The 26,666-nt window shown below is 49.9% G+C and carries 27 protein-coding genes; 17 read left to right on the top strand and 10 right to left on the bottom strand.

Annotated elements, in window-relative coordinates; genetic code table 11:
- Positions 1-145: 145 nt before the first annotated feature.
- The 5 genes from ACXIZX_RS09820 to ACXIZX_RS09800 all read right to left on the bottom strand — a co-directional run bounded on the left by ACXIZX_RS09820 (position 146) and on the right by ACXIZX_RS09800 (position 4,454).
- Positions 146-829 (bottom strand): EAL domain-containing protein, encoded by a 684-nt coding sequence (locus ACXIZX_RS09820; protein WP_479404071.1) that lies wholly within the window; start codon positions 827-829, stop codon positions 146-148.
- Between the two features lie 436 nt (positions 830-1,265).
- Positions 1,266-1,691: a hypothetical protein gene (locus ACXIZX_RS09815; protein WP_479404070.1), complete on the bottom strand. Its 426-nt coding sequence runs from the start codon at positions 1,689-1,691 to the stop codon at positions 1,266-1,268.
- A 177-nt stretch (positions 1,692-1,868) separates the two neighbouring features.
- Positions 1,869-3,143, bottom strand: coding sequence for a hypothetical protein (locus ACXIZX_RS09810; RefSeq protein WP_479404069.1), 1,275 nt, complete (start codon positions 3,141-3,143; stop codon positions 1,869-1,871).
- Positions 3,144-3,600: 457 nt separating this feature from the next.
- Positions 3,601-4,068 carry a hypothetical protein gene (locus ACXIZX_RS09805; protein ID WP_479404068.1) on the bottom strand — a complete coding sequence of 156 codons (468 nt, stop codon included), beginning with the start codon at positions 4,066-4,068 and terminating at the stop codon, positions 3,601-3,603.
- Positions 4,068-4,454 (bottom strand): hypothetical protein, encoded by a 387-nt coding sequence (locus tag ACXIZX_RS09800; protein ID WP_479404067.1) that lies wholly within the window; start codon positions 4,452-4,454, stop codon positions 4,068-4,070. Before ACXIZX_RS09800 ends, ACXIZX_RS09805 begins: the two co-directional genes overlap by 1 nt.
- A 443-nt stretch (positions 4,455-4,897) precedes the next feature.
- On the opposite strand from ACXIZX_RS09800, the gene ACXIZX_RS09795 reads away from it, so the two are divergent.
- From ACXIZX_RS09795 to rluB, 3 genes are all read left to right on the top strand, one after another.
- Positions 4,898-5,566: a DNA N-6-adenine-methyltransferase gene (locus ACXIZX_RS09795; protein WP_479404867.1), complete on the top strand. Its 669-nt coding sequence runs from the start codon at positions 4,898-4,900 to the stop codon at positions 5,564-5,566.
- A 917-nt stretch (positions 5,567-6,483) separates the two neighbouring features.
- On the top strand, positions 6,484-6,660 hold the full coding sequence (locus tag ACXIZX_RS09790; protein ID WP_479404066.1) for a DUF3606 domain-containing protein: 177 nt from the start codon (positions 6,484-6,486) through the stop codon (positions 6,658-6,660).
- Between the two features lie 198 nt (positions 6,661-6,858).
- Positions 6,859-7,734 carry a 23S rRNA pseudouridine(2605) synthase RluB gene (rluB, locus tag ACXIZX_RS09785; protein WP_008106535.1) on the top strand — a complete coding sequence of 292 codons (876 nt, stop codon included), beginning with the start codon at positions 6,859-6,861 and terminating at the stop codon, positions 7,732-7,734.
- Between the two features lie 37 nt (positions 7,735-7,771).
- Here rluB and cobO read toward each other — a convergent pair whose 3' ends face one another.
- Both cobO and ACXIZX_RS09775 read right to left on the bottom strand, forming a co-directional pair.
- Positions 7,772-8,359: a cob(I)yrinic acid a,c-diamide adenosyltransferase gene (gene cobO / locus ACXIZX_RS09780; protein ID WP_479404065.1), complete on the bottom strand. Its 588-nt coding sequence runs from the start codon at positions 8,357-8,359 to the stop codon at positions 7,772-7,774.
- A complete protein-coding gene (locus ACXIZX_RS09775) occupies positions 8,356-9,120 on the bottom strand; it encodes a YciK family oxidoreductase (protein ID WP_061718782.1) in 765 nt (254 codons plus the stop codon). Before ACXIZX_RS09775 ends, cobO begins: the two co-directional genes overlap by 4 nt.
- 173 nt (positions 9,121-9,293) lie before the next feature.
- Here ACXIZX_RS09775 and sohB point away from each other — a divergent pair, with 173 nt between their 5' ends.
- A complete protein-coding gene (gene sohB / locus ACXIZX_RS09770; RefSeq protein ID WP_479404064.1) occupies positions 9,294-10,340 on the top strand; it encodes a protease SohB in 1,047 nt (348 codons plus the stop codon).
- Positions 10,341-10,367: 27 nt separating this feature from the next.
- Here sohB and ACXIZX_RS09765 read toward each other — a convergent pair whose 3' ends face one another.
- The gene (locus ACXIZX_RS09765; RefSeq protein WP_061718783.1) at positions 10,368-10,616 is read right to left on the bottom strand and encodes a DUF2498 family protein; all 249 of its coding nucleotides are present in this window, start codon (positions 10,614-10,616) and stop codon (positions 10,368-10,370) included.
- A 370-nt stretch (positions 10,617-10,986) separates the two neighbouring features.
- Between ACXIZX_RS09765 and topA the strand changes: the two genes are divergently transcribed.
- From topA to acnA, 5 genes are all read left to right on the top strand, one after another.
- A complete protein-coding gene (topA, locus tag ACXIZX_RS09760) occupies positions 10,987-13,584 on the top strand; it encodes a type I DNA topoisomerase (protein WP_008106525.1) in 2,598 nt (865 codons plus the stop codon).
- Between the two features lie 193 nt (positions 13,585-13,777).
- Positions 13,778-14,752, top strand: a complete 975-nt coding sequence (gene cysB, locus ACXIZX_RS09755; protein WP_007892425.1) for an HTH-type transcriptional regulator CysB — start codon at positions 13,778-13,780, stop codon at positions 14,750-14,752.
- A 493-nt stretch (positions 14,753-15,245) separates the two neighbouring features.
- A complete protein-coding gene (locus ACXIZX_RS09750; protein ID WP_071531660.1) occupies positions 15,246-15,404 on the top strand; it encodes a YmiA family putative membrane protein in 159 nt (52 codons plus the stop codon).
- A 3-nt stretch (positions 15,405-15,407) separates the two neighbouring features.
- Positions 15,408-15,587, top strand: coding sequence for a hypothetical protein (locus ACXIZX_RS09745; RefSeq protein WP_036648922.1), 180 nt, complete (start codon positions 15,408-15,410; stop codon positions 15,585-15,587).
- A 444-nt stretch (positions 15,588-16,031) separates the two neighbouring features.
- Complete coding sequence (gene acnA, locus ACXIZX_RS09740) at positions 16,032-18,713, top strand: aconitate hydratase AcnA (RefSeq protein WP_479404063.1); 2,682 nt, start codon at positions 16,032-16,034, stop codon at positions 18,711-18,713.
- 49 nt (positions 18,714-18,762) lie between these two features.
- Here acnA and ribA read toward each other — a convergent pair whose 3' ends face one another.
- Complete coding sequence (gene ribA, locus ACXIZX_RS09735) at positions 18,763-19,356, bottom strand: GTP cyclohydrolase II (protein WP_008106521.1); 594 nt, start codon at positions 19,354-19,356, stop codon at positions 18,763-18,765.
- Between the two features lie 228 nt (positions 19,357-19,584).
- Here ribA and pgpB point away from each other — a divergent pair, with 228 nt between their 5' ends.
- The 5 genes from pgpB (at position 19,585) to yciH (ending at position 23,193) form a co-directional block, all read left to right on the top strand.
- Positions 19,585-20,349, top strand: a complete 765-nt coding sequence (gene pgpB, locus ACXIZX_RS09730; protein WP_179450705.1) for a phosphatidylglycerophosphatase B — start codon at positions 19,585-19,587, stop codon at positions 20,347-20,349.
- A 128-nt stretch (positions 20,350-20,477) separates the two neighbouring features.
- Complete coding sequence (locus ACXIZX_RS09725; RefSeq protein WP_008106517.1) at positions 20,478-20,783, top strand: LapA family protein; 306 nt, start codon at positions 20,478-20,480, stop codon at positions 20,781-20,783.
- Positions 20,784-20,789: 6 nt separating this feature from the next.
- On the top strand, positions 20,790-21,959 hold the full coding sequence (lapB, locus tag ACXIZX_RS09720; RefSeq protein ID WP_008106516.1) for a lipopolysaccharide assembly protein LapB: 1,170 nt from the start codon (positions 20,790-20,792) through the stop codon (positions 21,957-21,959).
- A gap of 203 nt (positions 21,960-22,162) precedes the next feature.
- Positions 22,163-22,870 carry an orotidine-5'-phosphate decarboxylase gene (gene pyrF, locus ACXIZX_RS09715; RefSeq protein WP_179450707.1) on the top strand — a complete coding sequence of 236 codons (708 nt, stop codon included), beginning with the start codon at positions 22,163-22,165 and terminating at the stop codon, positions 22,868-22,870.
- The gene (gene yciH / locus ACXIZX_RS09710; protein WP_179450708.1) at positions 22,870-23,193 is read left to right on the top strand and encodes a stress response translation initiation inhibitor YciH; all 324 of its coding nucleotides are present in this window, start codon (positions 22,870-22,872) and stop codon (positions 23,191-23,193) included. Before pyrF ends, yciH begins: the two co-directional genes overlap by 1 nt.
- A gap of 69 nt (positions 23,194-23,262) precedes the next feature.
- Here yciH and osmB read toward each other — a convergent pair whose 3' ends face one another.
- A complete protein-coding gene (gene osmB, locus ACXIZX_RS09705) occupies positions 23,263-23,481 on the bottom strand; it encodes an osmotically-inducible lipoprotein OsmB (RefSeq protein ID WP_008106509.1) in 219 nt (72 codons plus the stop codon).
- A gap of 246 nt (positions 23,482-23,727) precedes the next feature.
- Between osmB and araD the strand changes: the two genes are divergently transcribed.
- The 3 genes from araD to ACXIZX_RS09690 all read left to right on the top strand — a co-directional run bounded on the left by araD (position 23,728) and on the right by ACXIZX_RS09690 (position 26,653).
- Positions 23,728-24,426 (top strand): L-ribulose-5-phosphate 4-epimerase, encoded by a 699-nt coding sequence (araD, locus tag ACXIZX_RS09700; protein ID WP_061718788.1) that lies wholly within the window; start codon positions 23,728-23,730, stop codon positions 24,424-24,426.
- A gap of 231 nt (positions 24,427-24,657) precedes the next feature.
- Positions 24,658-25,641, top strand: coding sequence for a 2-keto-3-deoxygluconate transporter (gene kdgT / locus ACXIZX_RS09695; protein WP_007892437.1), 984 nt, complete (start codon positions 24,658-24,660; stop codon positions 25,639-25,641).
- Positions 25,642-25,786: 145 nt separating this feature from the next.
- Positions 25,787-26,653 carry a crotonase/enoyl-CoA hydratase family protein gene (locus tag ACXIZX_RS09690; RefSeq protein ID WP_007892438.1) on the top strand — a complete coding sequence of 289 codons (867 nt, stop codon included), beginning with the start codon at positions 25,787-25,789 and terminating at the stop codon, positions 26,651-26,653.
- Positions 26,654-26,666 lie beyond the last annotated feature (13 nt).

The raw sequence follows: 26,666 nt of genomic DNA, 5'->3' as shown, positions 1-26,666 counted from the left end.
GGTTATAGGTGGTGAGCGAGTTAGGAAAAGAAACCGGCAACGTATAAGGAGTAACACGAAGCCGGGCGCCTGGTGCGGACGTAGGATAAAATACAATTCTCAAGGTTTAAGCTTGGGACACCTTTGTCATCATGATTGTTTCAAATCATCTAACGCGATGCGATAAGATCTCTATGTTCTGGAATGGTACAGACTCAAACAGGTAGCCTTGCAGCCCCCAAATATCAACACTTTTGATAATCTCCAAGTGTTCTTCGCTTTCAATACCTTCAACGACAATCCTGTCGCAATAGCTCCTTATCTTTTTGATTAAAAGGGGGAAGCTTGCCTTCTTAACCTGAGCATTGAAGAAGACGCGATCTATTTTAACCACGTCAAAATAGCCATTAATTAAACTTCTCACATTAGCGCCCCCAGCTCCAAGGTCATCAAGCCAGAGTGCGTTTTTCCCTTTCTTCAAAAAACTGAGCAATGAACTTTCCTGCCCATTTTGCAAGCCGGGAAATTGTTCAGAAATCTCCAGCTTGATAAATGGCATCGATTCAAACGTGCCACGAAGGGAGGAGTCATCTTTCAGCAATTTAGCCATAGAATGGTCAATGTTAACTGTGCAGAAAAAATGATTAGTCAGAAACCAATCTTGTTTATTGGCTATGACTGAGCACTGTTCGAATAAGAATCCTCGCTTACGCTCTAAATCCCAACCTGCGATCACATAGCCAGGATGCAACTGTTTGTTTTGGTTTGAAATGAATCGGGTCAGGAGTTCAACACCAAGTGTTCTTCCCTTTAGATCAACTATAGGTTCGGCAATAAATCCAATGTCCATACCGTATCTCACACCTATTAGTGCAGCTCAATGAATTATATGAATAAATCGAAAAAATGTCCATCTGGCATTATCAGACTTAAGCCAAAGATGAACGGTAGGGCATCCCTGAGCGATTCGATAAATCTACGCTGTTCTTCCGTTAGCTCCCAACCTTCAAGCGAGGCACATTGAGACTGCTCTCTGTCTGGCTGCTCTTCTGAAGGGATGGTGTCTTCTACATCAGCGCCCATATCACTCACCCCCATGCTGCAACACAAAACAGAAAGACTGCAATCCAAGTTGCTCTACGAGACATCGGAGATATTCCTTTATCTATTTAATAAATAAAAACGATTTTATAGACCAGTAAAATCAATCAATATTTAGGATTTTACTTAAGGATGAAGTTAATGCAATAGGCTACCGTTTCGTTATCAGTGTTTTTTCATACAGCTTACGGATGGTGCATCAGTCGTAGATCATCGTGTGTTGTTCCAATCACTGCCCTAAAATGCCAATCCTCAAGCGTCCAAGGCAATCCATCCAGACCTGCTATCAATAACTCCCAATCAATCCTCTTCTGCTTTGCATCCACTTGCTGACGCTCACCCATGGGGAGTTGCCGCGCTCCACTCACGTAATCTTCAAAATCATCCTGGTGAATCAGGTAGCCCGGTGAATATTCAATGAATGGCGTTCCATCGATCCTACGTGGGCACAGTATTAGCTTCTTTATGGCCCTCTCTGGCGCTTCCTCTTGATGCTTGTGGCCATTAGCGAAGAGTTTTAAATCGCTCCTGATGGCACTGATGCGTTCATTTCTTGCAGGGTCTGCAAGGAATGTATCCAAGTTCTTTTTGTATCGTTTGTTAGCTGCCAAATGGCCTCCTGTAAGTCTGCGGTGATCACATCCTCCGGCTGTATGCCGCGATTTAGTAACATCTATTGATTATTAAAAGTTGAAGTGATAGTGGTGTGATCAGCGTGTCAAACTGCGGTATGAAAAAGCTGATTTGAATAAAACTTTTGTTTAATGCGTTGTTAAGCAAAGTGGCAGTTATACCGTCCCGGCTGGCGTTTCCGGCACACTTCCAAACTGGAGGAAAGTAAAGCAGTCTAACTGCCATTGCATTACTCTGGAGAAAAGATCGTGCCAGATGCTCTCTGCGGTGCCTGCTGGTAGCTTCTTATTCGCATGAAGAAAGGCTTTTGGCACGATGCTGTTTTGTTTGTGAGGGTTGGCTGCGTCTGCCAGACTAGACAGGAGGTTTTCCTGATCTGCATCCATTGTTGACAGTTGGGTGTGATAGGGTGGATAGGCCAGGAAGTAGTTGTATCCTCCACGGCACAGCGCATAACCTTCCGTAACCAGCGATTGAGCATACCGCTGTTGTTGACTGCCTGACGGGTAAAGCTGTGCGAATCGAATCAGTTCGCGCAGATAAACTTCTGCTACTTTCTTCTCCGGGTAAACCGGGAGCGCTTCCCAGTGATCGGACGATTCTAGGCGTTTACCTGTTGCTTTGTTGTAACGTGTGATTTCTTCTTCTAAGTGGTTCATATCGTATTCCTCATTCTCTGTGTATGGCTCGCCAAAGTGCTCGCGTATCTGCACCATGACTTCTTTGTTATGTAATTGGGAAGCAATCTCCAGTAAACGAAAGAACGGGAGATTCTCCAGATTGGGGATTTTTGCCTTTAAAGACTTGTAGGTGATTTCTTTTTTACCGCGCTCAACGCCTGATGCACGAAGAAACTCCTCCCAGATACCTTGTTCAGTAAGGTATGTGCGGATTTTGGCTCTGATGCTGCTGTCGCTTGTGTTGGCGTCAATACGGTATGGCATCTTCAGGTATCCGGCTGCAATGCTGACGCCGTAACCCTGAACAGGCATTGCTGCCTGTGCTGCACGGTTATTGCTGGCTGGTGCAACAAAGAGATTGTTTGGGTGAAGTGTGCCTATCCTGCCTTTTACTTTCTTGCCGGGGTAGATGTGGCAAATGTCATAGTTGAAACCATTCTCCGCATACGGCAAACGCGATTGCTTCCATCTTACCAGATGAAACAGGGCAAGCATTTCTGCTTTGGTGGCTGGAAGGATTTCGACTGTTTTACTTCGCTTGCATTGCTTCACCAGCCAGTCAGATACACCTGAACGAAAAAAGGCAGACTCCAGATCTTCAAGTGGTGTCTCTGATTGTTTGCTTGTTGTTCTTTTTCCTTTTGTTTGTTGTTTTCTTGATGCTGCTTTCCGGCAATTGACGCTGCAATAGGCCGCTGTGGAACGTTGAGGCTGAAACTCAACTCCACACTGTTTGCAATGAATGTTCATACACTCCTTGTGAAATAGATTAAGGGGTAATGTCGTGGCTGAAGCCACTCCAAAGACTATCTGTGAAACAGGTCTTAGCGTGACATATTCTTACCCCTGCTAGATCATCATTCTTTTTGGGGTAAAACCCAGCAATGACGCGGGTTTAGAGGCCATTAATTGCTGTTCAAAAAATAACCAACCTCCGAAAAGTGGCCCTTTTTTACTTCGATTTTCACCCCCTCTTTCGAGACTTTCATCTAAGAAGTTAGGTGGTGAAGATCGAGAAGGGAATAAAATTTGTCGGTGCTGATGTGATAGATAACAGGAGTTCCCTCCTCGGTGCAACGAAACTCAATAAGGCCCAACCGCACTAGTTCGAGTAAATCAGATTCCATCTTTGGGTATAAAACCCGCACTGATAAGAACGGAGAGAAATTTCTCCAGTTGCTGACGTGTTACGGTGACTGTATTCATTTTACTCAATTTCGCTGTATACTAGTGCGGCTCGAATACGGTCGCGCATAGTTGGTGCTTTTGCTTCCAGCGCTGCGGCCTCTGCTGCGTTTTTGGCTTCTAGTTCTGTCCTGTGACGTTCTGTATACACCTGAGTGATTTCTTCAGTGATTTGATCTACCAAATCGGCCTCAGCTTGGGCTTCCAGTTCTTCGCGGTCGGCATCTACAACTGACTGCGGACGGTCGAGAACAACGCGCATCATTGGACTACCAGGGATAAAAATCTCCTGATCACGTAAGTCAGAGATTCGATAGCCTGCGAGGATAAAATCCTGAAGTCGTACAAGGGAAACCGGATGCACCTCGATCAGTTCTTCACGCTCACGTAGGTGGCGCTGAGTGTATTGATGAACATAGGAATCACGTTCTGAGTGGTAGATAGCACGGATTTCTTTTTTTGCTTCTGCTGGTAATTTGAATGTTGTCATTATAGTTGTTCCTTATTTTGTTTGATTTCAAGTAGTCGTTTGATGTTGATTCGGTTACAGCTTTTACACGTAAAGGGTGATTTGCTGTCTGCGGCGTATTCGGTGACGTAATACCAGATGCCGTTGTAGAAGTCCTTTTGAATAAGGCCCGATTCCAGCCACTGATTGATCACGCGGTGCGGGTTGCCGTTGTCCCATTCCTGAAGGAAGTCTTCAAAGGTGAAGCAGTGTTTCATCATCTGCTCTGCCCAATACAGGAAGGCAACGCGGGTTGGAGTTGTCGGAAGGTTATGACTTCGAAGGCGGTCACGGTAAACGTGATATTCGAAACGAGGCATCCACGCCTCAATAAGGTGTAGCGAGTTGCTACTATCTGTGTCATTCATCAGTATGCGATTTCCTTTTGTTTAGGTGAAAAAATCCCACGCGAAAGAAAAGCCCGGCTCATCAAGGAGACACTGCTTGGATGACAGTTTTGATAATGAGCGCGGCAATCGCGCGGGAGATTTTGGGTTTCACTGGCGTGTGAAGGTTTGCTATGAAATGGTGCGTGTGACGCGATTACGGCTGGGCCTGTGATGCTGAAAGCTCGATAAGAAGAAGTAAACTCTGTGAGATACTTTCTTACGCTTTGCTTACCCTACAATTGATTATAATAGATTTAGCACAAAATGTCAATAATTATTTATTGACTTTCTTCTGTTGCTTGTGATAGGGCTAAGCGCCTCTTGAATGGTATCCAATAGGAAGAAAGTTAGCTTGAATGACGGCTGTTTTGTAAACATAATATCTCACTATTAGAGTGAGTTATGGGATTTAGGAGCAGACTATCACTATCAGGGACGAATGCTTTCGTTACATCCGGCACGGTGTTAACAATGGCGGTAAGGATGACTGGCGCACGCCGTTTCACTTGTTAAGGGAATTAGACAATGAATTTGATTTCACTGTTGATGCGGCAGCAGATGCTGACAATGCAGTGTGTGACCGGTATTGGGATGCTGATACTGATGCACTGAAACAGAGCTGGGAAGGTGAGAGGGTATTTTGCAATCCTCCTTTCTCAATGACGGCGGTTTTCCTTACGAAAGCAGGTGAGGCTGACTTATCGATATTCGTTATTGCAGCCAGACCACAGGCGACATATTTTCTCTCTGGCGTGTTCGCTAACCCTCACTGTCACGAAATCAGGTTTCTGCACCGTGGCGTTAAGTTCATCCATCCTGCACGGCTTGAGAGCGTGAGATCACCATTACCAATCTGTGTTGTTGTGTTCAGAAAAGAATATTGTGCAGGGGATAAGCGCGTAACTGTAGCTTGTGCCGATTCAGGGAAAGAGTTATGCACGGTTGCAGGACGTAAGCCAGGCAAACCTTCAACTCATACATTCTCAATCAAGGATAAGGTCATTCAGGACTTTAGAAGAGGCATGAAGGTGGGGGAATTAGTGGAGTGGCACAAAGTAAGCAGAGCAACTATTTATAGATGGGTCAGATAGCTTCTGTGACGTTTTCAGAAACACGCTTAATAGAATTGGTTGTTGGGTTAAGGTTGGCGAACAGCGTGCGAAAGAGGGGATTACAGGAAGTGTAAGATGTTGTGAGTTACCTCAGCTGGATAACCTTAATATTAAGTTCTAACTGCACTTAGTTAATTGTTAACTTTGTTGTGTTTCATCTGTTAGATCAGAACTAACGTTAGTTACCACTAAAGTAAGTTGATGCATCTAACCACTCTATGATCTTATCCCTATACCCTTAACAGGAAGGGATACATTAATTAGCTATGTTCCATTCCGTAGACTCCTATCTACGATAGTCATCTACTACATGAAACATAGCTAGAGAGAATATTTAAACAAAGAGATAATAACACCTCGCTACGCTCGGCTTTTCAGTTGTTAGGGTATCACATTTTCTATTCCATGTCAAATTTAATTGTATTGATAAAGTCGTAAAATTGAAGTATAGGCTGGTTGTACTAAGGATTGAGAAAAATCCGATTTAAATGTAAAGTTTTTGTTGGGTTGATGTAATTGATACATTAACTCTCTTTTCATTGGTTCAGCCCAGCCAATAAAAGTTGCTGCACAATCCCCAGATTACTGATGATTTAAAGTGACGAGTTTGGTTAAGCCTCAACTTAAACACATTTTATCGAGGTGGAACAATAAGTTGAAGTAGGCTGGGAAATTTTATAGAAACGCCAATCATTAACCTAACTTAATAATCAACCCGAGACTGATGTTTCTATCCTTGTTTATAAGTTATGCCTGCTTAAGAAATTTAGGCGCATTCGTTTTTCAATCAAAAACCTTCATCTCTACAATAGAAACAATCGATTTAACCTTACGATTAGTAGTGCCATCCTACACCTGCGGTATACTTATTAATCATTACCTTGGGAAGAAATTGTATGGCCTATGTTTTCCATCGTCGTGAACCTGAAGACAAAAACACAGTGGTTATCAGGGAACAATGGCAGATCACATATTGGATGTTATCTCTACACACAACACAAGATAAGCTCGTCGAAGCCCTCAAAGCAGTGGGCGCTGACGTTGAAGAAGTTAAACGATACCTACTGCATTGAATAATCCATTTTTAATGATGACCCGCTGTAAGAGCGGGTTTTTTATTGCCTGTAACTTGTGCAACAAGGTGGACAACAATAAGCGTTACTTCGTGTTGCACATCCTGTATAATGGCACCTACAGGTGAAACTAACGTATTGATTTTATTAAGTATTGCTTTAACAATCCGACGCCTGGGAAGGCGACAACGAGGCTCCATGAGCGAAAAATTACAGAAAGTATTAGCGCGCGCCGGTCACGGTTCGCGTCGCGAAATCGAAACCATGATTTCAGCCGGACGCGTCAGCGTTGACGGCAAACTGGCGACGCTTGGCGATCGTGTTGAAAGTGATAAATCCCTGAAAATTCGTATTGATGGCCATCTGGTGTCCATCGCTGAGTCGGCGACCGAAGTGTGCCGCGTACTGGCGTATTACAAACCGGAAGGTGAGCTCTGCACGCGTAACGATCCGGAAGGGCGTCCAACCGTGTTTGATCGTCTGCCGCGTCTGCGTGGTTCACGCTGGATTGCCGTTGGTCGTCTGGATGTGAATACCTGCGGTTTGATGCTGTTCACCACCGATGGTGAACTGGCTAACCGTCTGATGCACCCAAGCCGTGAAGTTGAGCGTGAATACGCGGTTCGCGTGTTTGGCGAAGTGGATGACGATAAAATCCGTCAGCTGAGCAAAGGCGTGCAGCTGGAAGATGGCCCGGCATCGTTCAAAACCATTAAGTTTGCCGGTGGCGAAGGCATTAACCAATGGTACAACGTGACGCTGACCGAAGGACGTAACCGCGAAGTGCGTCGTCTGTGGGAAGCGGTCGGCGTGCAGGTTAGTCGCCTGATGCGTGTGCGTTACGGTGATATCCAGTTGCCAAAAGGCTTGCCACGCGGCGGCTGGATCGAGATGGAATTACCGGCGGTTAACTATCTGCGTACGTTAGTCAGTATGCCGGAAGAGACGGTGACTAAAGTTGCCGTCGAAAAGGATCGTCGTCGCACCAAGGCTAACCAAATCCGTCGTGCGGTAAAACGTCACGGTGTGGTGAGCAACAATCCGCGTCGTAATAACACCAAACGCGGTTCCTGATGCGAAACCTGACGCCGTACTTCGCGGCGTCAGCGTTTTACCAGTCTATTCCTTGCTGTGCCTGAATTCCCGCATCGAACGCATGCTTCACCGGACGCATTTCCGTCACGGTATCCGCCAAATCCAGTAACGTACGATGACAGCCGCGACCGGTAATGATCACGCTTTGCTGTGCAGGGCGCTGTTGCAGTACATCGACCAACTCATTTAAATCCAGATAATCCATGCTCACCATGTAAGTGATTTCATCCAGGATCACCAGATCGACGCTGTCATCGGCCAACATGCGACGCGCCTGCTGCCACACCAACTGACAGGCGGCGGTATCGGTCTCGCGGTTCTGCGTATCCCAGGTAAAACCGGTAGACATCACCTGAAATTCGACGCCGTGCTGCTCCAGCAAGTTGCGTTCACCGTTTGGCCATTCGCCTTTAATAAACTGAACCGCCGCCACTTTTTTACCGTGCCCACAGGCGCGCAACGCGGTGCCGAAAGCGGCGGTGGTTTTGCCTTTGCCGTTACCGGTGAACACCATCAAAATGCCGCGCGTCTCGGTGGCGGCGGCGATACGGGCATCGACTTGCTCTTTAAGGCGTTGCTGGCGTTGCTGATGGCGATCGCTCATGCGGTTGCTGGCCCCGCTTTACGTCCCGGCTGCGCATCGAAGCTGGTACCGGTTTTACGACGACTGTCATCGCCCATTAAATAGAGGTAGAGCGGCATCAAATCAGCCGGGGTTTTGAGTAAATTGGCATCCTCTTCCGGGAAGGCGCTGGCGCGCATTTTGGTGCGCGTGCCGCCAGGATTGATGCAGTTCACTCGCAGATGACGGTTTTTATACTCGTCTGCCAGTACCTGCATCATGCCTTCAGTAGCAAACTTCGAAACCGCGTACGCGCCCCAGCCGGCACGTCCGGTGCGGCCCACGCTTGAGGTGGTAAATACCAGCGATCCGGCATCCGATTGCAGCAGCAGCGGCAGTAATGCCTGGGTTAAATAGAAGGTGGCATCAAGATTAATCTGCATCACGTCACGCCAGATCTGCGGATCGAGTTCTTCCAGCGGCACAATCTCGCCCAGAATGCCGGCGTTGTGCAGCACGCCATCCAGACGCGGCACCAGAGCAGCGACCTGATCGGCCAGCTGCTGGCAGCTTTCTGGCGTGGCTTCAGCCAGATCCAGTAATAAAGAAGACGCAGGCTGCTTGTTTAACTGGTTGATGGCTTGTTCAGTTTTCTGCAGCGTGTCGGCGTTGCGTCCCAGCAGGATGACGCGCGCGCCGTAGCGCGCATAGGTCAGCGCTGCTTCACGGCCAATGCCGTCGGAAGCGCCGGTGACGAGAATGATGCGATTTTCCAGCAGATCGCTTTTCGGTTGATAATGCACAGCGATGTCCTTTGCTCGGGTCAGGAGGTTTTTGGCTTTATGCCTGAATTTGCCGCGCGGTGCAATCGCTTAGCCTCGCATTCTGTGCCGCCTGCGGGCATTTCAGGCGACGACAGCGCGTAAAGCGGGTAAACTTGAAGCTGTTGTAATTTACTGTTTAATAAGGCGGCAGAATGGATTTTTTCTCCAGTTACGGATTATTTCTGGCTAAGGCCGTCACCGTGGTGGTGGCGATCGCAGCTATTGTTCTGATTGTGCTTAATGCCGCGCTGCGTAAACGTCACAGCAGCGGCCAGCTGCGTTTGACGCATCTTGATGATGATTATCGTGAGATGAAGGAAGATCTGCAGCTCGCCAAAATGAAGCCACAGGCGCAAAAAGTGTGGCTCAAGCTGCATAAGAAAGAAGAGAAGCAAAAGGCGAAAGCCGATAAACGCAATGCCAAAGCGGGCGTGAGCGAGACGCTGAAACCCACGCTGTATGTGCTGGAGTTCAAAGGCAGCATGGACGCGAGTGAAGTCACTTCATTACGTGAAGAGATCTCCGCGGTGCTGGCGGTTGCGCTGCCGGGCGATGAAGTGCTACTGCGTCTGGAAAGCCCAGGCGGCGTGGTACACGGCTACGGTTTGGCGGCTTCGCAGCTGCAACGTCTGCGTGATGCCGGCCTGCAATTGACAGCCGTGGTGGATAAAGTCGCTGCCAGCGGCGGTTACATGATGGCTTGCGTGGCGGATCGTATTGTGGCGGCACCGTTTTCTATTATTGGTTCGATTGGCGTGGTCGCGCAGATCCCTAACTTCAACCGACTGTTAAAGCGTAACGATATTGACGTTGAGCTGCATACCGCCGGTCAATACAAACGTACCTTAACGCTGTTTGGTGAAAACACCGACGAAGGGCGCGAGAAATTCCAGGAAGATCTCAATGAAACGCATCAACTGTTTAAGGATTTCGTACAGCAGATGCGTCCGTCGCTTGATCTGAATAAAGTGGCGACCGGCGAGCATTGGTATGGCCGTCAGGCGCTGGATTTAGGTCTGGTCGATGAAATCGGCACCAGCGATGCTTTGATTATCAAGCATATGGACCGCTTCACCGTGCTGGGCGTGCACTATGCACGTAAGCGTAAAATGATGGATCGCTTCACCAACAGCGCCAGTCTGGCGGCAGAGCGGTTGATTCTGAAAATTTGGCAGCGCGGCGAGAAGCCGCTGTTATAACCGAGCCCGGCAATTGCCGGGCTTTTTTTATGCCAGATGATATTGAGAGGAGAGTTCGACCGCGAGGTGTTTAAACACATTAAATACCGTGGTGGTTTTGGCCGTAGGCAAGCCTTGATCATCAAGAAAATAGGGACCGCGAAACACCAAAACCTCACCTTGCTGAATCACGTCATTAGCTTCTAATCCGACAAAATAAGTGTCGTGCTGCGTGATTATCTGATTGGCTATTTCCAGTAACGCGTGGCGTGAAATAGATTCCGTTGGCACTGACATTTTTCACCTCTTTTTTGACAGCCATTTTTCTCCTTCTATATTACTTGCGAGCTATCGCGTTCAGCAAATCAGCATTGCGTCATAAAACTGGCGCAAAATTAGGCAGAATGCTAATTAAGTTGCGTAACGGATTTTATCAGGTAGAGTGTGGGCGATTCAGCTTTCAGGGAGATCACACCCGGATGTGTGGTTCTGTCAGATGGAAAACTCGCTCCTAATCATAAAGTTGCAGAAGTCGACGCAATCTGACCTGAGATTATCCCTGCTGCCTTGAAATGCGAAATGCTGGCAGCAATATTGAACCCATTGGGTTTTGGGACCTCCAATTCTCTCCCGTTTATCAGGACGTTTCATTTAGGTAAAGGTACATATGGGTAAATCACTCGTAATCGTTGAGTCCCCGGCAAAGGCCAAAACAATCAATAAATACCTCGGTAATGACTACGTGGTGAAATCCAGTGTCGGTCATATCCGTGATTTGCCGACCAGCGGTTCAACTGCCCGTAAAAGTGCCGACGGGGAAAAAGCGAAACCTGGAAAAAAGGTAAAAAAGGATGAGAAAGCCGCACTCGTAAACCGCATGGGCGTTGATCCATGGCATGGTTGGGAAGCGGATTATCAAATTCTGCCGGGCAAAGAGAAAGTTGTCGCTGAGTTGAAAAACCTGGCTGCCGATGCAGACCACATCTATCTCGCAACCGACCTTGACCGCGAAGGGGAAGCCATTGCCTGGCACCTGCGGGAAGTGATCGGTGGGGACGATAAGCGCTTTAGCCGCGTGGTGTTTAACGAAATTACCAAGAATGCGATTCGTCAGGCGTTTGACAAGCCGGGCGAGCTCAATATTGAACGTGTTAACGCACAGCAAGCGCGCCGCTTTATGGATCGCGTGGTGGGTTACATGGTTTCCCCACTGCTGTGGAAGAAAATTGCTCGCGGCCTGTCAGCCGGTCGCGTTCAGTCGGTTGCTGTGCGTTTGGTGGTTGAGCGCGAGCACGAAATCAAAGCCTTTGTGCCAGAAGAGTATTGGGAAATCGATGCTGATTTCGCCACGCCGAAAGGCGCCGATCTGGCTATGCAGGTTACGCATCAGAATGACAAAGCGTTCCGCCCGGTTAATCGTGAGCAAACTCACGCGGCGGTGGCGATTTTGCAGAAAGCGCGTTACGAAGTGCTGGATCGTGAAGATAAACCGACCAGCAGCAAGCCTTCTGCACCTTTTATTACCTCAACGCTGCAACAGGCGGCGAGTACGCGTTTGGGCTTCGGCGTGAAGAAGACCATGATGATGGCGCAGCGCTTGTATGAAGCGGGCCACATCACTTATATGCGTACCGACTCCACCAACCTGAGCCAGGATGCTGTGGCGATGGCGCGTGGCTATGTTGAGAGTAGCTTCGGTAAAAAGTATCTGCCAGAAGCGCCGAATACCTATGCCAGCAAAGAGAATTCACAGGAAGCGCACGAAGCGATTCGTCCTTCTGATGTGAATATCGTCGCTGAGCAGCTGAAAGATATGGAAGCTGACGCGCAGAAACTGTATCAGCTGATTTGGCGCCAGTTCGTTGCCTGCCAGATGGTACCGGCTCAGTACGACTCCACCACGCTGACCGTGGGCGCGGCTGAATTCAAATTGAAAGCCAAAGGTCGTACGCTGCGTTTCGATGGCTGGACGCGCGTGATGCCTGCGCTGCGTAAAAATGATGAAGATCTGACGCTGCCGCCAGTTGATGTTGGCGACATGCTGGATCTTAAAGAGCTGATGCCAAGCCAGCACTTCACTAAACCGCCAGCGCGCTTCAGCGAAGCGTCACTGGTCCGTGAGCTGGAAAAACGCGGCATTGGTCGTCCATCTACTTACGCCTCGATTATCTCCACCATTCAGGATCGTGGTTACGTGCGTGTTGAGAATCGCCGTTTCTACGCTGAAAAAATGGGTGAAATTGTTACCGATCGTTTGGAGTCTAACTTCCGCGAGCTGATGAACTATGACTTCACCGCGCGCATGGAAAATAGCCTCGATCAGGTGGCAAATAATGAAGCCGAATGGAAAGCGGTGCTCGACTCCTTCTTCAGTGATTTCAGCCAGCAGTTAGATGATGCTGAGAAAGATCCGGAAGAGGGCGGCATGCAGCCGAACCAGATGGTTTTGACGTCGATTGACTGTCCAACCTGTAGCCGTCCGATGGGAATTCGAACCGCCAGTACCGGCGTGTTCCTCGGTTGCTCGGGTTATGCGTTGCCGCCGAAAGAGCGCTGCAAGCAGACCATCAACCTGATCCCAGAAAATGAAGTGCTCAACGTGCTGGAAGGCGATGATGCCGAAACCAACGCGCTGCGCGCCCGTCGTCGTTGCCAGAAGTGTGGCACCGCGATGGACAGCTATTTGATCGATAACCAGCGCAAGCTGCACGTCTGCGGTAATAACCCAGAGTGCGACGGCTACGAGATCGAGCAGGGCGAATTCCGTATCAAGGGCTACGATGGTCCGATTGTAGAGTGCGAGAAATGTGGTTCTGAGATGCACCTGAAAATGGGTCGTTTCGGTAAGTACATGGCCTGTACCAACGACGAGTGCAAAAACACCCGTAAGATTCTGCGTAATGGTGATGTCGCGCCGCCGAAAGAAGATCCGGTACCGCTGCCAGAACTGCAGTGTGAAAAATCGGATGCTTACTTTGTGCTGCGTGATGGTGCAGCGGGCGTGTTCCTTGCCGCTAATACCTTCCCGAAATCACGTGAAACGCGCGCGCCGCTGGTGGAAGAGCTGCAACGCTTTGCCGACCGTCTGCCAGAGAAGCTGAAATATCTGTCAGAAGCGCCAGCCGCCGATCCGGAAGGGAATAAGACGATGGTGCGTTTCAGTCGCAAGACTAAACAACAATATGTCTCCTCCGAAAAGGATGGCAAAGCCACTGGCTGGTCAATGTTCTATATTGACGGCAAATGGCAGGAAGCGAAGAAGTAATTCCCCACAAGGCCAGCATCCGCTGGCCTTTCTCTTATCCTTATAGCTAATCGTTCTACATTCTTCCTTTAACTGATATAGTAGTTATAGAACTCTTTTCGTTTCGCTGACTCGCTTTCCCTCCCTCACCGCAATCAAGGCGGAAACACGCCTGCCGGGAATGCACCTCTGTCGCTACCAGGAAGATATAACTATGAAATTGCAGCAGTTGCGTTACATCGTCGAAGTGGTTAATCACAATCTTAATGTCTCATCGACCGCCGAAGGCTTATATACCTCGCAGCCAGGCATCAGTAAGCAAGTCCGTATGTTAGAAGATGAGCTGGGCGTGCAGATATTTGCGCGCAGTGGTAAGCATCTGACGCAAGTAACGCCTGCAGGCGAAGAGATTATTCGGATTGCGCGCGAAGTGCTCTCCAAAGTTGACGCGATTAAATCGGTTGCCGGTGAACATACCTGGCCGGATAAAGGTTCGTTATATGTAGCGACCACGCACACGCAAGCGCGTTATGCGCTTCCTGGCGTGATTAAAGGCTTTATCGAACGTTATCCACGCGTCTCATTACATATGCATCAGGGATCGCCCACACAAATAGCTGAAGCGGTTTCAAAGGGGAATGCGGACTTTGCCATTGCCACCGAAGCGCTGCATCTGTATGACGATTTGATCATGCTGCCGTGCTATCACTGGAATCGCGCCATCGTCGTGACGCCCGACCATCCGCTGGCAGGTAAATCGAATGTGACAATCGAAGAGCTGGCTGATTTCCCGTTAGTGACCTACACCTTCGGCTTTACCGGCCGTTCAGAGCTGGATACCGCGTTCAATCGCGCAGGATTAACACCACGCATCGTCTTTACTGCGACAGATGCTGACGTAATTAAGACCTATGTGCGTTTAGGCTTGGGCGTTGGGGTGATTGCCAGCATGGCGGTGGACCCAATTGCAGACCCCGATTTGGTGCGCATTGAAGCATCAGAAATCTTTACGAATAGTACGACCAAGATTGGCTTTAGACGTAGCACCTTTCTGCGCAGCTATATGTATGATTTTATTCAACGTTTCGCACCGCACCTCACGCGTGATGTGGTGGATGCGGCGGTCGCACTGCGCTCCAATGAAGACATTGAAGCGATGTTCCGCGACATCAAATTACCCTTCAAGTAAATTCCTAACTCATTCTTTTGCCAAGGTGTCCAGTGGGCACCTTCGGAATCCCTTAGCGCTTAGCGCCACGAGTACTTCAAAAAAAATCATTATTTTTATGTAAATGAAACATGGGTCACATGTTTTTTCATTGTTATCTATTAAATGCGAATCAGTACACAATTTTTACGATGCTACTTTGCAGCTCGCCAGGAATATTCCCATACTCTAGTTAAGAGTTGATGGAGAAGGGCTTTTTTACTGGGTTGGTAAATTAAACTCAAATTTAGATTGGATCTAATTTGCTGTTAACCCAAATTTACAATGTAACGATTTAATTAATAGTTATGTTGGCAATTAAATTTATCTCATCAATCTTTTGTGTTTTGATAAATAGCGTTAATCGTTGTGCTCAATAAAAATAACTGGATTTTCGGTCTTAACAAGTTTAGGATTCGTCCTAAATCTTAATCGTTGTCATCAATCGTTTTATTGAGAGTGATTATCAAAAACTATGAATACGAGAATAACTGTACAGCCGGGCTTCCGGACTAAAAGCACCAAAGTTGAGCGTACTGGCAATACCCGTCGCAAAGCTTGGATGACTGTCTTCGCTGCTTCAGCACTGTTCTGGGTAGTGGTGGCGTTAATGATTTGGCGTATGTGGGGTTAAGCCATGTGGGCAAATACACTCAGTCGTAAGCATCCGGTTTCTGCGCGTCAGCCGCAAACGCCTGCGTGCAAAGTGAAAGACGTTGTATCCACTGAACCACAAGTGACCATTCCTGTTTCGTGGGAACTCAGTGAGAATCAGCGCAATTTTATTGAATCCTTCATGGATATGAAGTCCAAATAACGCGGTATGCGTTCTGTTCCATATTTAGACATTTAGTCCCTCTTTTTGCCGGATTATCCGGTGGGCAAGTTAAAAGCCCGTCCTTTAACACTCAGCATTAAAAAAACGGTGTCATCAGTACAACGCTGAAGACGGTGGACTTTTTTTGCCCGGAATCCGGGAGGGAGTGAATTATGAGCATCAATACAACGACATTATCCTGGGTGAGTGTATATACCTTTTCCCTGGCTTTTTGGGCTGCCGCCTTTTGGGCGATGATTTAAGCTCTAACTCAAATTAAACTGAATTATATAAATGCCCTGACAAACGTCGGGGCATTTTTCATTGTGCTTTAATGTGTCAATTCGTGTTGTTATCAAAACGTTAACGGTAATGTGGTCTATCTTTAAGTTAAACCTTGCAGTCACTGAGGTTTAAAAAGAGATTCACTTACATGGAGGCGCTATGTCGTTAACGTTACGCGAGCAGAGTCAGGACACGCTGGATGTTCGGGCAAAAAAATATCATTACTACAGCTTGCCCAAAGCAGCTCAGCAATTGGGCAATATTGATCGCTTGCCCAAGTCAATGAAAGTCCTGCTGGAAAACCTATTGCGCTGGCAGGATGGTGATTCTGTCACGCTCGAAGATATTGAAGCGTTGGTCGCCTGGCAAAAAGATGCTCACGCCGATCGTGAGATTGCCTATCGTCCAGCGCGTGTATTAATGCAAGATTTTACCGGCGTGCCGGCAGTGGTGGACTTAGCCGCCATGCGCGAAGCGGTGAAACGCCTCGGCGGCGATGTCGCCAAAGTCAATCCCTTATCCCCGGTTGATCTGGTCATCGACCACTCTGTCACCGTGGATCATTTCGGTGATGACAAAGCCTTTGGTGAAAATGTGCATTTGGAAATGGAGCGCAACCATGAGCGCTACGTCTTCCTGCGCTGGGGGCAAAAAGCCTTCAATCGATTCCGCGTCGTGCCGCCGGGCACCGGGATTTGTCATCAGGTCAATCTGGAATATCTCGGTAAATCTGTCTGGCATGAGACGCTGAATGGGCAAGAGATTGCTTATCCGGATACGCTGGTGGGCACCGATTCGCACACCACTATGATCAATGCGCTCGGCGTATTGGGTTGGGGCGTAGGCGGAATTGAGGCTGAAGCGGCGATGCTTGGCCAGCCGGTTTCGATGCTAATTCCTGACGTAGTTGGTTTCAAACTCACCGGTAAACTGCGTCCCGGTATTACCGCAACGGATTTAGTGCTAACCGTCACGCAGATGCTGCGTAAACACGGAGTGGTAGGTAAATTCGTTGAGTTTTATGGTGATGGATTAGCGGACTTGCCGCTGGCCGATCGCGCAACCATCGCCAACATGGCACCGGAATATGGTGCAACCTGCGGCTTCTTCCCGGTTGATGACGTTACCTTAAGCTACATGACGCTCACCGGCCGCGATGCGGAGCAAGTTGAACTGGTTGAGGCTTATGCCAAGCAACAAGGTATGTGGCGCAATGCGGGCGATGAACCGGTGTTCACCAGCTCTTTAGCGCTGGACATGGGTGATGTTGAATCCAGCCTTGCCGGACCAAAACGCCCACAGGATCGCGTATCGCTGGGCGATGTTCCTTCAGCCTTTGATGCCAGCAATGAACTGGAAGTCAATCAGGCGCAAAAACCGCATAAAACTGTCAGCTATCGCGATAGCGAAACCGGAGAAAGTTATCAGTTGGATGACGGTGCAGTAGTGATCTCGGCGATTACCTCTTGTACTAACACCTCGAATCCTAGCGTGCTAATGGCCGCCGGTTTGCTGGCGAAGAAAGCCGTTGAGCGCGGTCTGATGCGCAAGGCGTGGGTTAAAGCCTCGCTGGCGCCAGGTTCTAAAGTGGTTTCTGATTATCTTGCTGTAGCCCAACTTACGCCTTATCTGGACGAATTAGGGTTCAATTTGGTCGGTTACGGTTGTACCACTTGTATCGGCAACTCCGGTCCGTTACCCGATGCGATAGAAAGCGCGATTAAAGAGGGCGATCTCACGGTTGCTGCCGTGCTTTCGGGTAACCGTAACTTTGAGGGCCGCATTCATCCGCTGATTAAAACCAACTGGCTGGCTTCGCCGCCGTTGGTGGTGGCTTATGCCTTAGCGGGTAATATGAAGATCAATCTGCAATCTGATCCGATCGGCCAGGATCGACAGGGCAATGATGTCTTCCTCAAGGATATCTGGCCGTCGCCGGAAGAGATTGCGGAAGCGGTGCAGAAAGTGACCAGCGATATGTTCCACAAAGAGTATGCCGAGGTATTTGACGGCACGCCGGAGTGGCAGCAGATTAAAGTTAGTGAAGCGGCAACCTATGATTGGGATGGCGATTCTACTTACATTCGCCTGTCGCCATTCTTTGATGACATGGAGAAAACGCCGAAGCCGGTGCAGGACATCAAAGGCGCGCGCATTCTGGCGATGCTGGGTGATTCCGTCACCACCGACCACATTTCTCCGGCGGGTAGCATCAAAGCGGAAAGTCCAGCCGGACGCTATTTGCTGTCGCATGGCGTCGAGCGCACCGATTTCAACTCTTACGGTTCGCGTCGTGGTAACCACGAAGTGATGATGCGCGGCACTTTCGCTAACATCCGTATTCGTAACGAAATGGTGCCGGGTGTGGAGGGCGGTTATACCAAACACTTCCCCACTAACGAGCAGTTGGCGATTTACGATGCGGCGATAAAGTATCAGCAGGAAGGCGTACCGTTAGCCGTGATTGCCGGTAAAGAGTACGGTTCCGGCTCCAGTCGTGACTGGGCAGCAAAAGGGCCGCGTTTACAAGGCGTGCGCGTAGTTATTTCCGAATCCTTCGAGCGTATTCACCGCTCTAACCTGATTGGTATGGGGATTCTACCGCTTGAGTTTCCGGCTGGCGTGACGCGTAAAACGCTGCAGCTCACCGGTGAAGAGTTTATTGATGTGGCGAACCTGTCGCAGCTGAAACCGGGTGGCACTGTAAACGTGACGCTGACGCGCGCGGATGGCAGCAAAGAGACGCTGGAAACGCGCTGCCGTATCGATACGGGTAACGAACTAACCTACTACCAGAACGACGGTATTTTGCATTACGTGATCCGCAATATGCTGAACTAAAATAAAAAGCCGGGAATTCCCGGCTTTTTTTATCTGCTTTAAAATCTGCTTAAGACTTCGGTAGCAAATGACCCATTTTCTCGGCTTTCGTATCGAGATAGTGCGCGTTTTTCGGGTTACGCCCGACAACCAACGGCACGCGTTCAACGATATTGATACCGGCTTCGGTCAGGATCTCAACTTTGCGCGGATTGTTCGTCAGCAAGCGCACTTCATTGACGCCCAACAGCTTGAACATATCCGCACACAGCGTGAAGTCACGCTCATCAGCGGCGAAACCGAGCTGATGGTTGGCTTCGACAGTGTCGTAACCTTTATCCTGTAACGCATAAGCACGAATTTTATTCAGCAAACCGATGTTACGTCCTTCCTGACGGTGATACATCAGAATGCCACGACCTTCTTCCGCAATCGCCGTTAACGCGGCTTCCAGCTGGAAACCACAGTCGCAGCGCAAGCTGAACAGGGCATCGCCAGTTAAACATTCGGAATGGACGCGCGCCAGCACCGGATTGTGATCGCTAATATCACCATAAACCAGCGCGACATGGTCGTGGCCGGTTGCCAGTTCTTCAAAACCAACCATCAGGAAATCTCCCCATGGCGTGGGCAGTTTGGCTTCTGCTACCCGTTTAAGCTGCATGTGACTCTCCAGAACCTTCAGAGGATGCGCTATCATCATGATAACGCACGGGCCATGTGGCCCGATGAAACTTACACTATTGTGCCACAACCCGAACGGCTGCCGTTAATCGGTCAGAGTGATTGTAGTGATAAAGCACAATTATCCAAGTCGCAATGGGTATGTTATTCTTTTTTCAGCTAAAGTTATGCTAATCGCGCGTAGTAATGCGGATCTAAAAGGAAGCGAATGTTAAAAATCATTCAGCGCACCACTTTAGGGGCGTTTTTATTGTTGCTCATGCCGTTGGGCGTATGGATATCCAACTGGCAATGGCAACCAGGGGAAAGTGGCAATCTACTTCGCGTGCTGTTTTGGATGACAGAAACCGTCACCAATCCGTGGGGCATTCTCACCAGTATCATCCTCAGCGCCTGGGTGTTGTGGTGTTTACGCTTTCGGCTTAAACCCGCGATTCTGCTCATCCTTATTATGAACGGCGCAATTCTTGCCGGTCAGTACACCAAATCCACCATCAAAGAGCAGGTGCAGGAACCGCGCCCGTATGTCATCTGGCTGGAAAAAAGTCATGGCATTAACGGTGATGAGTTTTATCAGCTGCATCGTCAGCAGCGTGGCGAAATGGTCTCAACTTTGCTGGCCAACGATACCCAGCTGCCGCAATGGCTGAAGAATCACTGGGCGTTTGAAACCGGTTATGCGTTTCCTTCCGGGCACACCATGTTTGCCGCCAGCTGGGCGTTATTGGCGATCGGGTTATTGTGGCCGCGCCGCCATTTCGCCACGGTTGCCGTATTATTTGTTTGGGCGACCGCGGTGATGGGCAGCCGTTTAGTGTTAGGTATGCACTGGCCGCGTGATTTAGTGATGGCAACGCTGATATCCTGGTTGCTGGTCACCGTTGCCACTTTACTTGCGCAGCGTTTCTGCGGCCCGCTCACCATCCCGCCAGAAGAGCATCGTGAGATCGCGCAACGTGATGATGGATTGTAATTACGCTATTCGTCCCCATATGATTGATTGTGCTTGCAGAAAAAAGCGCTATCAGATGTGGGGATAAGCAGCATCGACGGCGGTTTTTTGGCATACTTCTTTTGGATAACCTCTCGACAGGACGCATTGTGAAATATTTGCTTATTTTTCTCGTGGTATTGGTCATTTTCATCATCTCCGTCACGCTCGGAGCGCATAACGACCAAGTCATCACCTTTAACTATCTGCTAGCGCAGGGCGAATTCCGCATTTCAACACTGCTCGCCAGCTTGTTTGGCGCTGGATTCCTGCTGGGATGGGCAATTTGTGGCCTGTTCTGGTTACGCTTACGGGTTTCACTGGCCAATGCACAGCGTAAACTTAAACGTATGCAGGCACAGAATGAACAATCAACCGCAGTGACCACATCACCAACTGCCAGCCGTCGGGATTAATTTTCGATGCTTGAATTGCTGTTTCTGCTTCTTCCTGTTGCTGCGGCGTATGGCTGGTATATGGGCCGCCGCAGTGCACATCAGGATAAGCAACAGGAAGCGAACCGTCTGTCGCGTGATTATGTGACTGGGGTAAACTTCCTGCTCTCCAATCAACAGGACAAAGCGGTTGATCTCTTTCTCGACATGTTGAAAGAGGACAGCGGCACGGTTGAAGCACATCTGACGCTCGGCAACCTGTTCCGTTCGCGCGGTGAAGTTGATCGCGCCATTCGCATTCACCAATCTTTGATGGAAAGCGCGTCGCTCAGCTACGAGCAGCGCTTACTGGCGATCCAGCAACTCGGCCGTGATTACATGGCGGCGGGATTGTACGATCGTGCCGAAGATATGTTTGGGCAACTGGTGGAAGAGACCGATTTCCGCATCGGTGCGCTCCAGCAATTGCTGTTGATTCATCAGGCAACCAGCGACTGGCAAAAAGCCATCGAAGTGGCGGAAAAGCTGGTTAAGCTCGGCAAAGACAAACAGAAAGGCGAAATTGCCCATTTCTACTGTGAGCTGGCGTTGCAGGCATTAAGCAGCGACGACCTTGATCGGGCGATGAGTTTGTTGAAAAAGGGCGAGTCAGCCGATCATCAAAGCGCGCGCGTCTCTATAATGATGGGCCGCATTTTGATGGAGCAGGGCGAGTATGCGAAAGCCGCCAGCCGACTGCAGCGCGTACTCGAGCAGGATAAAGAGCTGGTGAGTGAAACCTTACCGATGCTGGAAACCTGCTATCAGCGCCTGAACCAACCCGAAAACTGGGCGCAATTCTTACAACGCTGTGTCGATGAAAATACCGGCGCCGCAGCAGAGCTTTATCTCTCCGATATTCTCGAGCAGCAGCAGGGCCCCGAAGCGGCGCAGCTGTATATCAATCGCCAGCTCCAGCGTCATCCAACCATGCGCGTGTTCCATCGTTTAATGGACTTCCACTTACATGAAGCGGAAGACGGACGCGCGAAAGAGAGCTTGATGGTGCTGCGCGATATGGTCGGCGAGCAAATCCGCACTAAGCCGCGATATCGTTGCCAGAAATGCGGCTTCACTGCACATGCACTTTACTGGCATTGCCCATCTTGCCGCGCCTGGTCTTCCGTAAAACCTATTCGTGGACTCGACGGCCAATAAATGGCCGTATTTGTATTCTATCTAAAGCTTATTAGTTACAACATACTATTAGTATTTAATACTAATACTCCTTCAGCATCGTGCAGCAAGCGGTCAAACAGGCAAGTTCTGGCGGCAGCGTGATTGTCGGCACCGGCCTGCGCAGGTAGAATGCTTGCCGTTTGTCCATCGCGCCTGCGGGTGCCTGTTACTGAGGAAACGTTATGCCTGTAACCACTTCACCTATTCTGGTGGCACTCGACTATCATGATCTCAACAGCGCGCTGCAGTTTGTAGACCGCATCGATCCAAGCCAGTGTCGCCTGAAAGTGGGCAAAGAGATGTTCACGCTGTTTGGTCCATCGCTGGTGAAAACGCTGCAGGAACGTGGTTTTGAAGTGTTCCTCGATCTCAAGTTTCATGACATCCCAAACACCACCGCACATGCAGTCGCGGCAGCGGCCGATCTTGGCGTATGGATGGTGAACGTGCACGCCAGCGGTGGCGCTCGCATGATGAACGCGGCACGTGAAGCGCTGGTGCCATTTGGTAAAGATGCACCGCTGCTGATTGCGGTCACCGTGTTGACCAGCATGGATGAAGACGATCTGAAAGGTTTGGGCATTACCTTGTCTCCAGCTGAGCAGGCTGAACGACTGGCGCGTTTGACCCGCGATTGCGGCCTGCACGGCGTGGTTTGTTCGGCGCAGGAAGCCGTGCACTTTAAGCAGGTAATTGGTCAGGATTTCGCGCTGGTTACCCCAGGTATTCGTCCGGCTGGCTGCGATGCGGGCGATCAGCGCCGTATCATGACGCCGCAGCAGGCTAAACTCGCGGGTGTGGATTATATGGTCATCGGGCGTCCGATCACCCAATCCGCCGATCCGGCCGCCACGCTGCAGCAAATCCTGCAAAGTTTACAGGAGGCTTAATGGCTCAGGACAATCGATTGGTGTATTCGACCGACAGCGGCCGAATCACCCATGAAGAAGAGAAAGCGCCGCGGCCGAAAGGCGATGGTATCGTGCGTATCCAGCGCCAAACCAGCGGACGCAAAGGGAAGGGCGTGTGTCTGGTCACCGGCATCGATCTGGATGATGGCGCACTCGAAAAACTGGCCGCTGAGCTGAAGAAAAAGTGTGGTTGTGGCGGGTCAGTTAAAGAGGGCGTGATTGAGATTCAGGGCGACAAACGCGATCTGATTAAAACGCTGCTGGAAGCCAAAGGCATGAAAGTCAAACTGGCTGGCGGTTGAAACAGTTCGGGCCACTTATTAGGTGGCCCGTTGTTAAGTAGATGCGCTGCGTAGCCTGATAATTATATTTTATTTGCTGATCTGGTGGCCGATGATGCCGCCTACAGCTGCGCCGCCAACAGTACCGAGTCCGCTACCGTTGGTCAGTACTGAACCACCAATGGCACCGGCACCCGCACCGATTGCGGTATTACGGTCGCGTTTGGACCAGTTTGAACAGCCGCTCAGCGCGACAACTAAAGTTGTTGCCAGGACGGCAGCAGTAAGACGTTTCATTGTTGTAGTCATTAACTTCTCCTTGATTGTTATCACCGAGGTAACTTTATAAGTATAGATGTTACGGCGCACTCGGCAGGGTAAAACGGTCCTAAACTACAAGTCTGCAATCCACGTCTTGTTTGTTGTTCGAAACCCCTTCAAGCCACAGATTTCTCGTCATAGCCACTTTCCGCAGCTTTTACAGCCATTCCTTCCATAACGCTTTTCCTCACTGCTCCGCACAATTCAGCTATCACAGTTTGCAGGAGAAAAAAGATGCTGGAAGCGTTAAAGCAGCAGGTGCTGGAAGCCAACCTCGATTTACCCCGTTACAACTTGGTCACTTTTACCTGGGGCAATGTCAGTGCGGTGGACCGCGATCGCGGTTTATTGGTGATTAAGCCGTCGGGCGTGAAGTACGAACAGATGCAGCGCGACGATATGGTGGTTGTTGATCTCGCCAGCGGTGAGGTGATCGAAGGTAACATGCGCCCGTCATCGGATACCGCTACGCACCGCGCGCTCTATCTCGCCTGGCCAGAGATTGGCGGCATCGTGCATACGCACTCGCGGCATGCCACCATTTGGGCGCAGGCTGGACGCGAAATCATCGCGTTGGGCACCACGCACGCCGATGATTTCTACGGCACCATTCCTTGTACACGGCAGATGAAGCGTGAAGAAATTGAGCAGGAATACGAGTGGAACACCGGGCAGGTGATCATTGAAACTTTTGCGCAGCGCGCAATTGAGCCAACAGCGATTCCCGCCGTGTTGGTCAATTCCCACGGCCCCTTTGCCTGGGGCAAAGACGCGCATGCTGCGGTACACAGTGCGGTGGTATTAGAAGAAGTAGCTTATATGGCGCTGCATACCGAGCAGTTGCGCACTGAGTTACCGCCGATATCGCAAACCTTGCTTGATCTGCACTATCTGCGCAAGCACGGTAAAAATGCGTGGTATGGGCAGAATTAAGGCTGATTTAGAATCATAGGCGCCTGCGGGCGCCTTTCTTTTTGCATCAAATCATCTGGTATGGCGATACGCATCATAAATACAAAATGATCAATCAATAAAAATAAAACAGTGTTTCATAAATGCATTTGTGATCACTTTTTTCCTTTCAGCCAATCGTTATCTTGCTCGCCATGCCATCTGGCAATTCATAAAAACACCTCCCTCTGGCTCAGTTAAGGTGACACTCTTATGCATATCAAACGTGCAATTGATAAAATTCCTGGCGGCATGATGCTGATTCCGCTGTTTTTGGGCGCGCTATGCCATACGTTCTCTCCCGGCGCAGGTAAATACTTTGGTTCCTTCACCAATGGGTTGATGACCGGCACCGTACCAATCCTCGCGGTGTGGTTCTTCTGCATGGGCGCATCCATCAAACTCAGCGCCACCGGCACGGTGCTGCGTAAATCAGGCACGCTGGTACTCACCAAAATTGCGGTAGCTTGGGTTGTCGCAGCGATTGCCTCACGTGTGATGCCAGAAAACGGCGTGGAAGTGGGCATGTTTGCCGGACTCTCCACGCTGGCGTTAGTGGCGGCGATGGATATGACCAACGGCGGCTTATACGCTTCTATCATGCAGCAATACGGTTCGAAAGAAGAAGCCGGTGCATTCGTCTTGATGTCGCTGGAGTCGGGGCCGCTGATGACGATGGTGATCCTCGGCACCGCAGGCATCGCCTCATTCGAGCCGCATGTCTTCGTGGGCGCAGTGCTGCCGTTTATCGTTGGATTTGCGCTCGGTAATCTTGATCCCGAACTGCGCGAGTTCTTTGGTAAAGCGGTACACACGCTAATTCCGTTCTTTGCCTTCGCATTGGGCAACACCATTGATTTGACCGTCATCGCGCAAACTGGCCTGCTGGGAATCATGCTTGGCGTCGCAGTGATCATTGTGACCGGCATTCCGCTGATCATTGCCGATCGCCTGATTGGCGGTGGTGATGGTACGGCAGGGATTGCAGCATCCAGCACCGCCGGTGCTGCGGTGGCTACGCCAGTGTTGATTGCCGAGATGCTGCCACAGTTTAAACCGGTCGCACCGGCTGCCACAGCGCTAGTCGCCACTTCTGTCATTGTCACTTCCGTCATTGTGCCAATCATTACGGCTGTTTATTCACGACGCGTTAAGCGTTCTCATGTTGCCGTGGGGCAACGCGCAGCCATCAAGTAAGCCCGCTAATGCTTCCCCGGCCGCTGGTCGGGGATATCTCTGGATTTTGCTTTATAAATCAATCTCTCATTTGGTCTGGCCTCACTCTGGATTACGCTGATGTGGCGTTTAACGCACTACATAAACATAAACAGAGGATGAGACAATGACAGTAATTAACCAACCGACATGCAGACTGTTCACCGAAGTTGGACAAACCACACAGCTCGCCGCCTACTATGAAGAGGGCCGACGTACCATGTGGATGATGCTGCGTGCGCAACCCCGTCCGAGTTTCAACCACGAATTAATTGAGGAGATCATGAACCTGAGCTATTCCGCTCAGCGTTCTGGTCTGCCGATTGATTTCTGGGTGACGGGATCGTTAGTGCCACAGATGTTTAACGCCGGAGGCGATTTGCGTTTCTTCGTGGAGTGCATTCGCAACAACCGTCGTGAAGCACTGCGCGCTTATGCACGTGCCTGTGTTGACTGCATCCACTCCGCAGCGCGGGGTTTCGATACCGGTGCGGTCACGCTGGCGATGATTGAGGGCAGTGCTCTCGGTGGCGGCTTTGAAGCGGCGCTGGCGCATCACTTCATTCTGGCGCAGAACAGCGCGCGCATGGGCTTCCCGGAGATCGCGTTCAACTTGTTCCCTGGCATGGGCGGCTACTCGTTAGTGGCGCGTCGCTCTGGCATGAAGCTGGCTGAAGAGCTGATTATGGAAGGCGAGTCACACAGCGCGGAGTGGTATGAAACGCGTGGGCTGGTCGACAAAGTGTTCCAGCCGGGCGATGGTTATCGCACCACACGGACCTTTATCGATACGTTACGTCCAAAGCTCAACGGCGTGCGTGCGATGCTGAAAGCGCGTCAGCGCGTATTGCAATTATCACGCGCCGAGCTGATGGATATCACCGAGGATTGGGTTGATTATGCCTTCACACTGGAACCGAAAGACATTGCTTACATGGAACGACTGGTACAACTGCAGAACCGTCATAGCGCATCCTTGCGCAAAGCCGGCTAATCTCGCAAACCAG

The sequence above is a fragment of the Candidatus Pantoea symbiotica genome (assembly GCF_056491525.1).
Note: the sequence above shows the minus strand (reverse complement) of the source record. Positions and strands in the feature narration are given on the sequence as shown.

What these genes read in the sequence shown, in the direction of transcription:
- cysB (WP_007892425.1), top strand. Translation starts at nt 13,778, where the DNA reads ATGAAATTGCAGCAGTTGCGTTACATCGTCGAAGTGGTTAATCACAAT.
- cobO (WP_479404065.1), bottom strand. Translation starts at nt 8,359, where the DNA reads ATGAGCGATCGCCATCAGCAACGCCAGCAACGCCTTAAAGAGCAAGTC.
- sohB (WP_479404064.1), top strand. Translation starts at nt 9,294, where the DNA reads ATGGATTTTTTCTCCAGTTACGGATTATTTCTGGCTAAGGCCGTCACC.
- topA (WP_008106525.1), top strand. Translation starts at nt 10,987, where the DNA reads ATGGGTAAATCACTCGTAATCGTTGAGTCCCCGGCAAAGGCCAAAACA.
- ACXIZX_RS09690 (WP_007892438.1), top strand. Translation starts at nt 25,787, where the DNA reads ATGACAGTAATTAACCAACCGACATGCAGACTGTTCACCGAAGTTGGA.
- ACXIZX_RS09805 (WP_479404068.1), bottom strand. Translation starts at nt 4,068, where the DNA reads ATGACAACATTCAAATTACCAGCAGAAGCAAAAAAAGAAATCCGTGCT.
- ribA (WP_008106521.1), bottom strand. Translation starts at nt 19,356, where the DNA reads ATGCAGCTTAAACGGGTAGCAGAAGCCAAACTGCCCACGCCATGGGGA.
- pgpB (WP_179450705.1), top strand. Translation starts at nt 19,585, where the DNA reads ATGTTAAAAATCATTCAGCGCACCACTTTAGGGGCGTTTTTATTGTTG.
- rluB (WP_008106535.1), top strand. Translation starts at nt 6,859, where the DNA reads ATGAGCGAAAAATTACAGAAAGTATTAGCGCGCGCCGGTCACGGTTCG.
- acnA (WP_479404063.1), top strand. Translation starts at nt 16,032, where the DNA reads ATGTCGTTAACGTTACGCGAGCAGAGTCAGGACACGCTGGATGTTCGG.
- ACXIZX_RS09800 (WP_479404067.1), bottom strand. Translation starts at nt 4,454, where the DNA reads ATGAATGACACAGATAGTAGCAACTCGCTACACCTTATTGAGGCGTGG.
- ACXIZX_RS09765 (WP_061718783.1), bottom strand. Translation starts at nt 10,616, where the DNA reads ATGTCAGTGCCAACGGAATCTATTTCACGCCACGCGTTACTGGAAATA.
- yciH (WP_179450708.1), top strand. Translation starts at nt 22,870, where the DNA reads ATGGCTCAGGACAATCGATTGGTGTATTCGACCGACAGCGGCCGAATC.
- araD (WP_061718788.1), top strand. Translation starts at nt 23,728, where the DNA reads ATGCTGGAAGCGTTAAAGCAGCAGGTGCTGGAAGCCAACCTCGATTTA.
- pyrF (WP_179450707.1), top strand. Translation starts at nt 22,163, where the DNA reads ATGCCTGTAACCACTTCACCTATTCTGGTGGCACTCGACTATCATGAT.
- lapB (WP_008106516.1), top strand. Translation starts at nt 20,790, where the DNA reads ATGCTTGAATTGCTGTTTCTGCTTCTTCCTGTTGCTGCGGCGTATGGC.
- ACXIZX_RS09810 (WP_479404069.1), bottom strand. Translation starts at nt 3,143, where the DNA reads ATGAACATTCATTGCAAACAGTGTGGAGTTGAGTTTCAGCCTCAACGT.
- osmB (WP_008106509.1), bottom strand. Translation starts at nt 23,481, where the DNA reads ATGACTACAACAATGAAACGTCTTACTGCTGCCGTCCTGGCAACAACT.
- ACXIZX_RS09790 (WP_479404066.1), top strand. Translation starts at nt 6,484, where the DNA reads ATGGCCTATGTTTTCCATCGTCGTGAACCTGAAGACAAAAACACAGTG.
- ACXIZX_RS09820 (WP_479404071.1), bottom strand. Translation starts at nt 829, where the DNA reads ATGGACATTGGATTTATTGCCGAACCTATAGTTGATCTAAAGGGAAGA.
- kdgT (WP_007892437.1), top strand. Translation starts at nt 24,658, where the DNA reads ATGCATATCAAACGTGCAATTGATAAAATTCCTGGCGGCATGATGCTG.
- ACXIZX_RS09745 (WP_036648922.1), top strand. Translation starts at nt 15,408, where the DNA reads ATGTGGGCAAATACACTCAGTCGTAAGCATCCGGTTTCTGCGCGTCAG.
- ACXIZX_RS09750 (WP_071531660.1), top strand. Translation starts at nt 15,246, where the DNA reads ATGAATACGAGAATAACTGTACAGCCGGGCTTCCGGACTAAAAGCACC.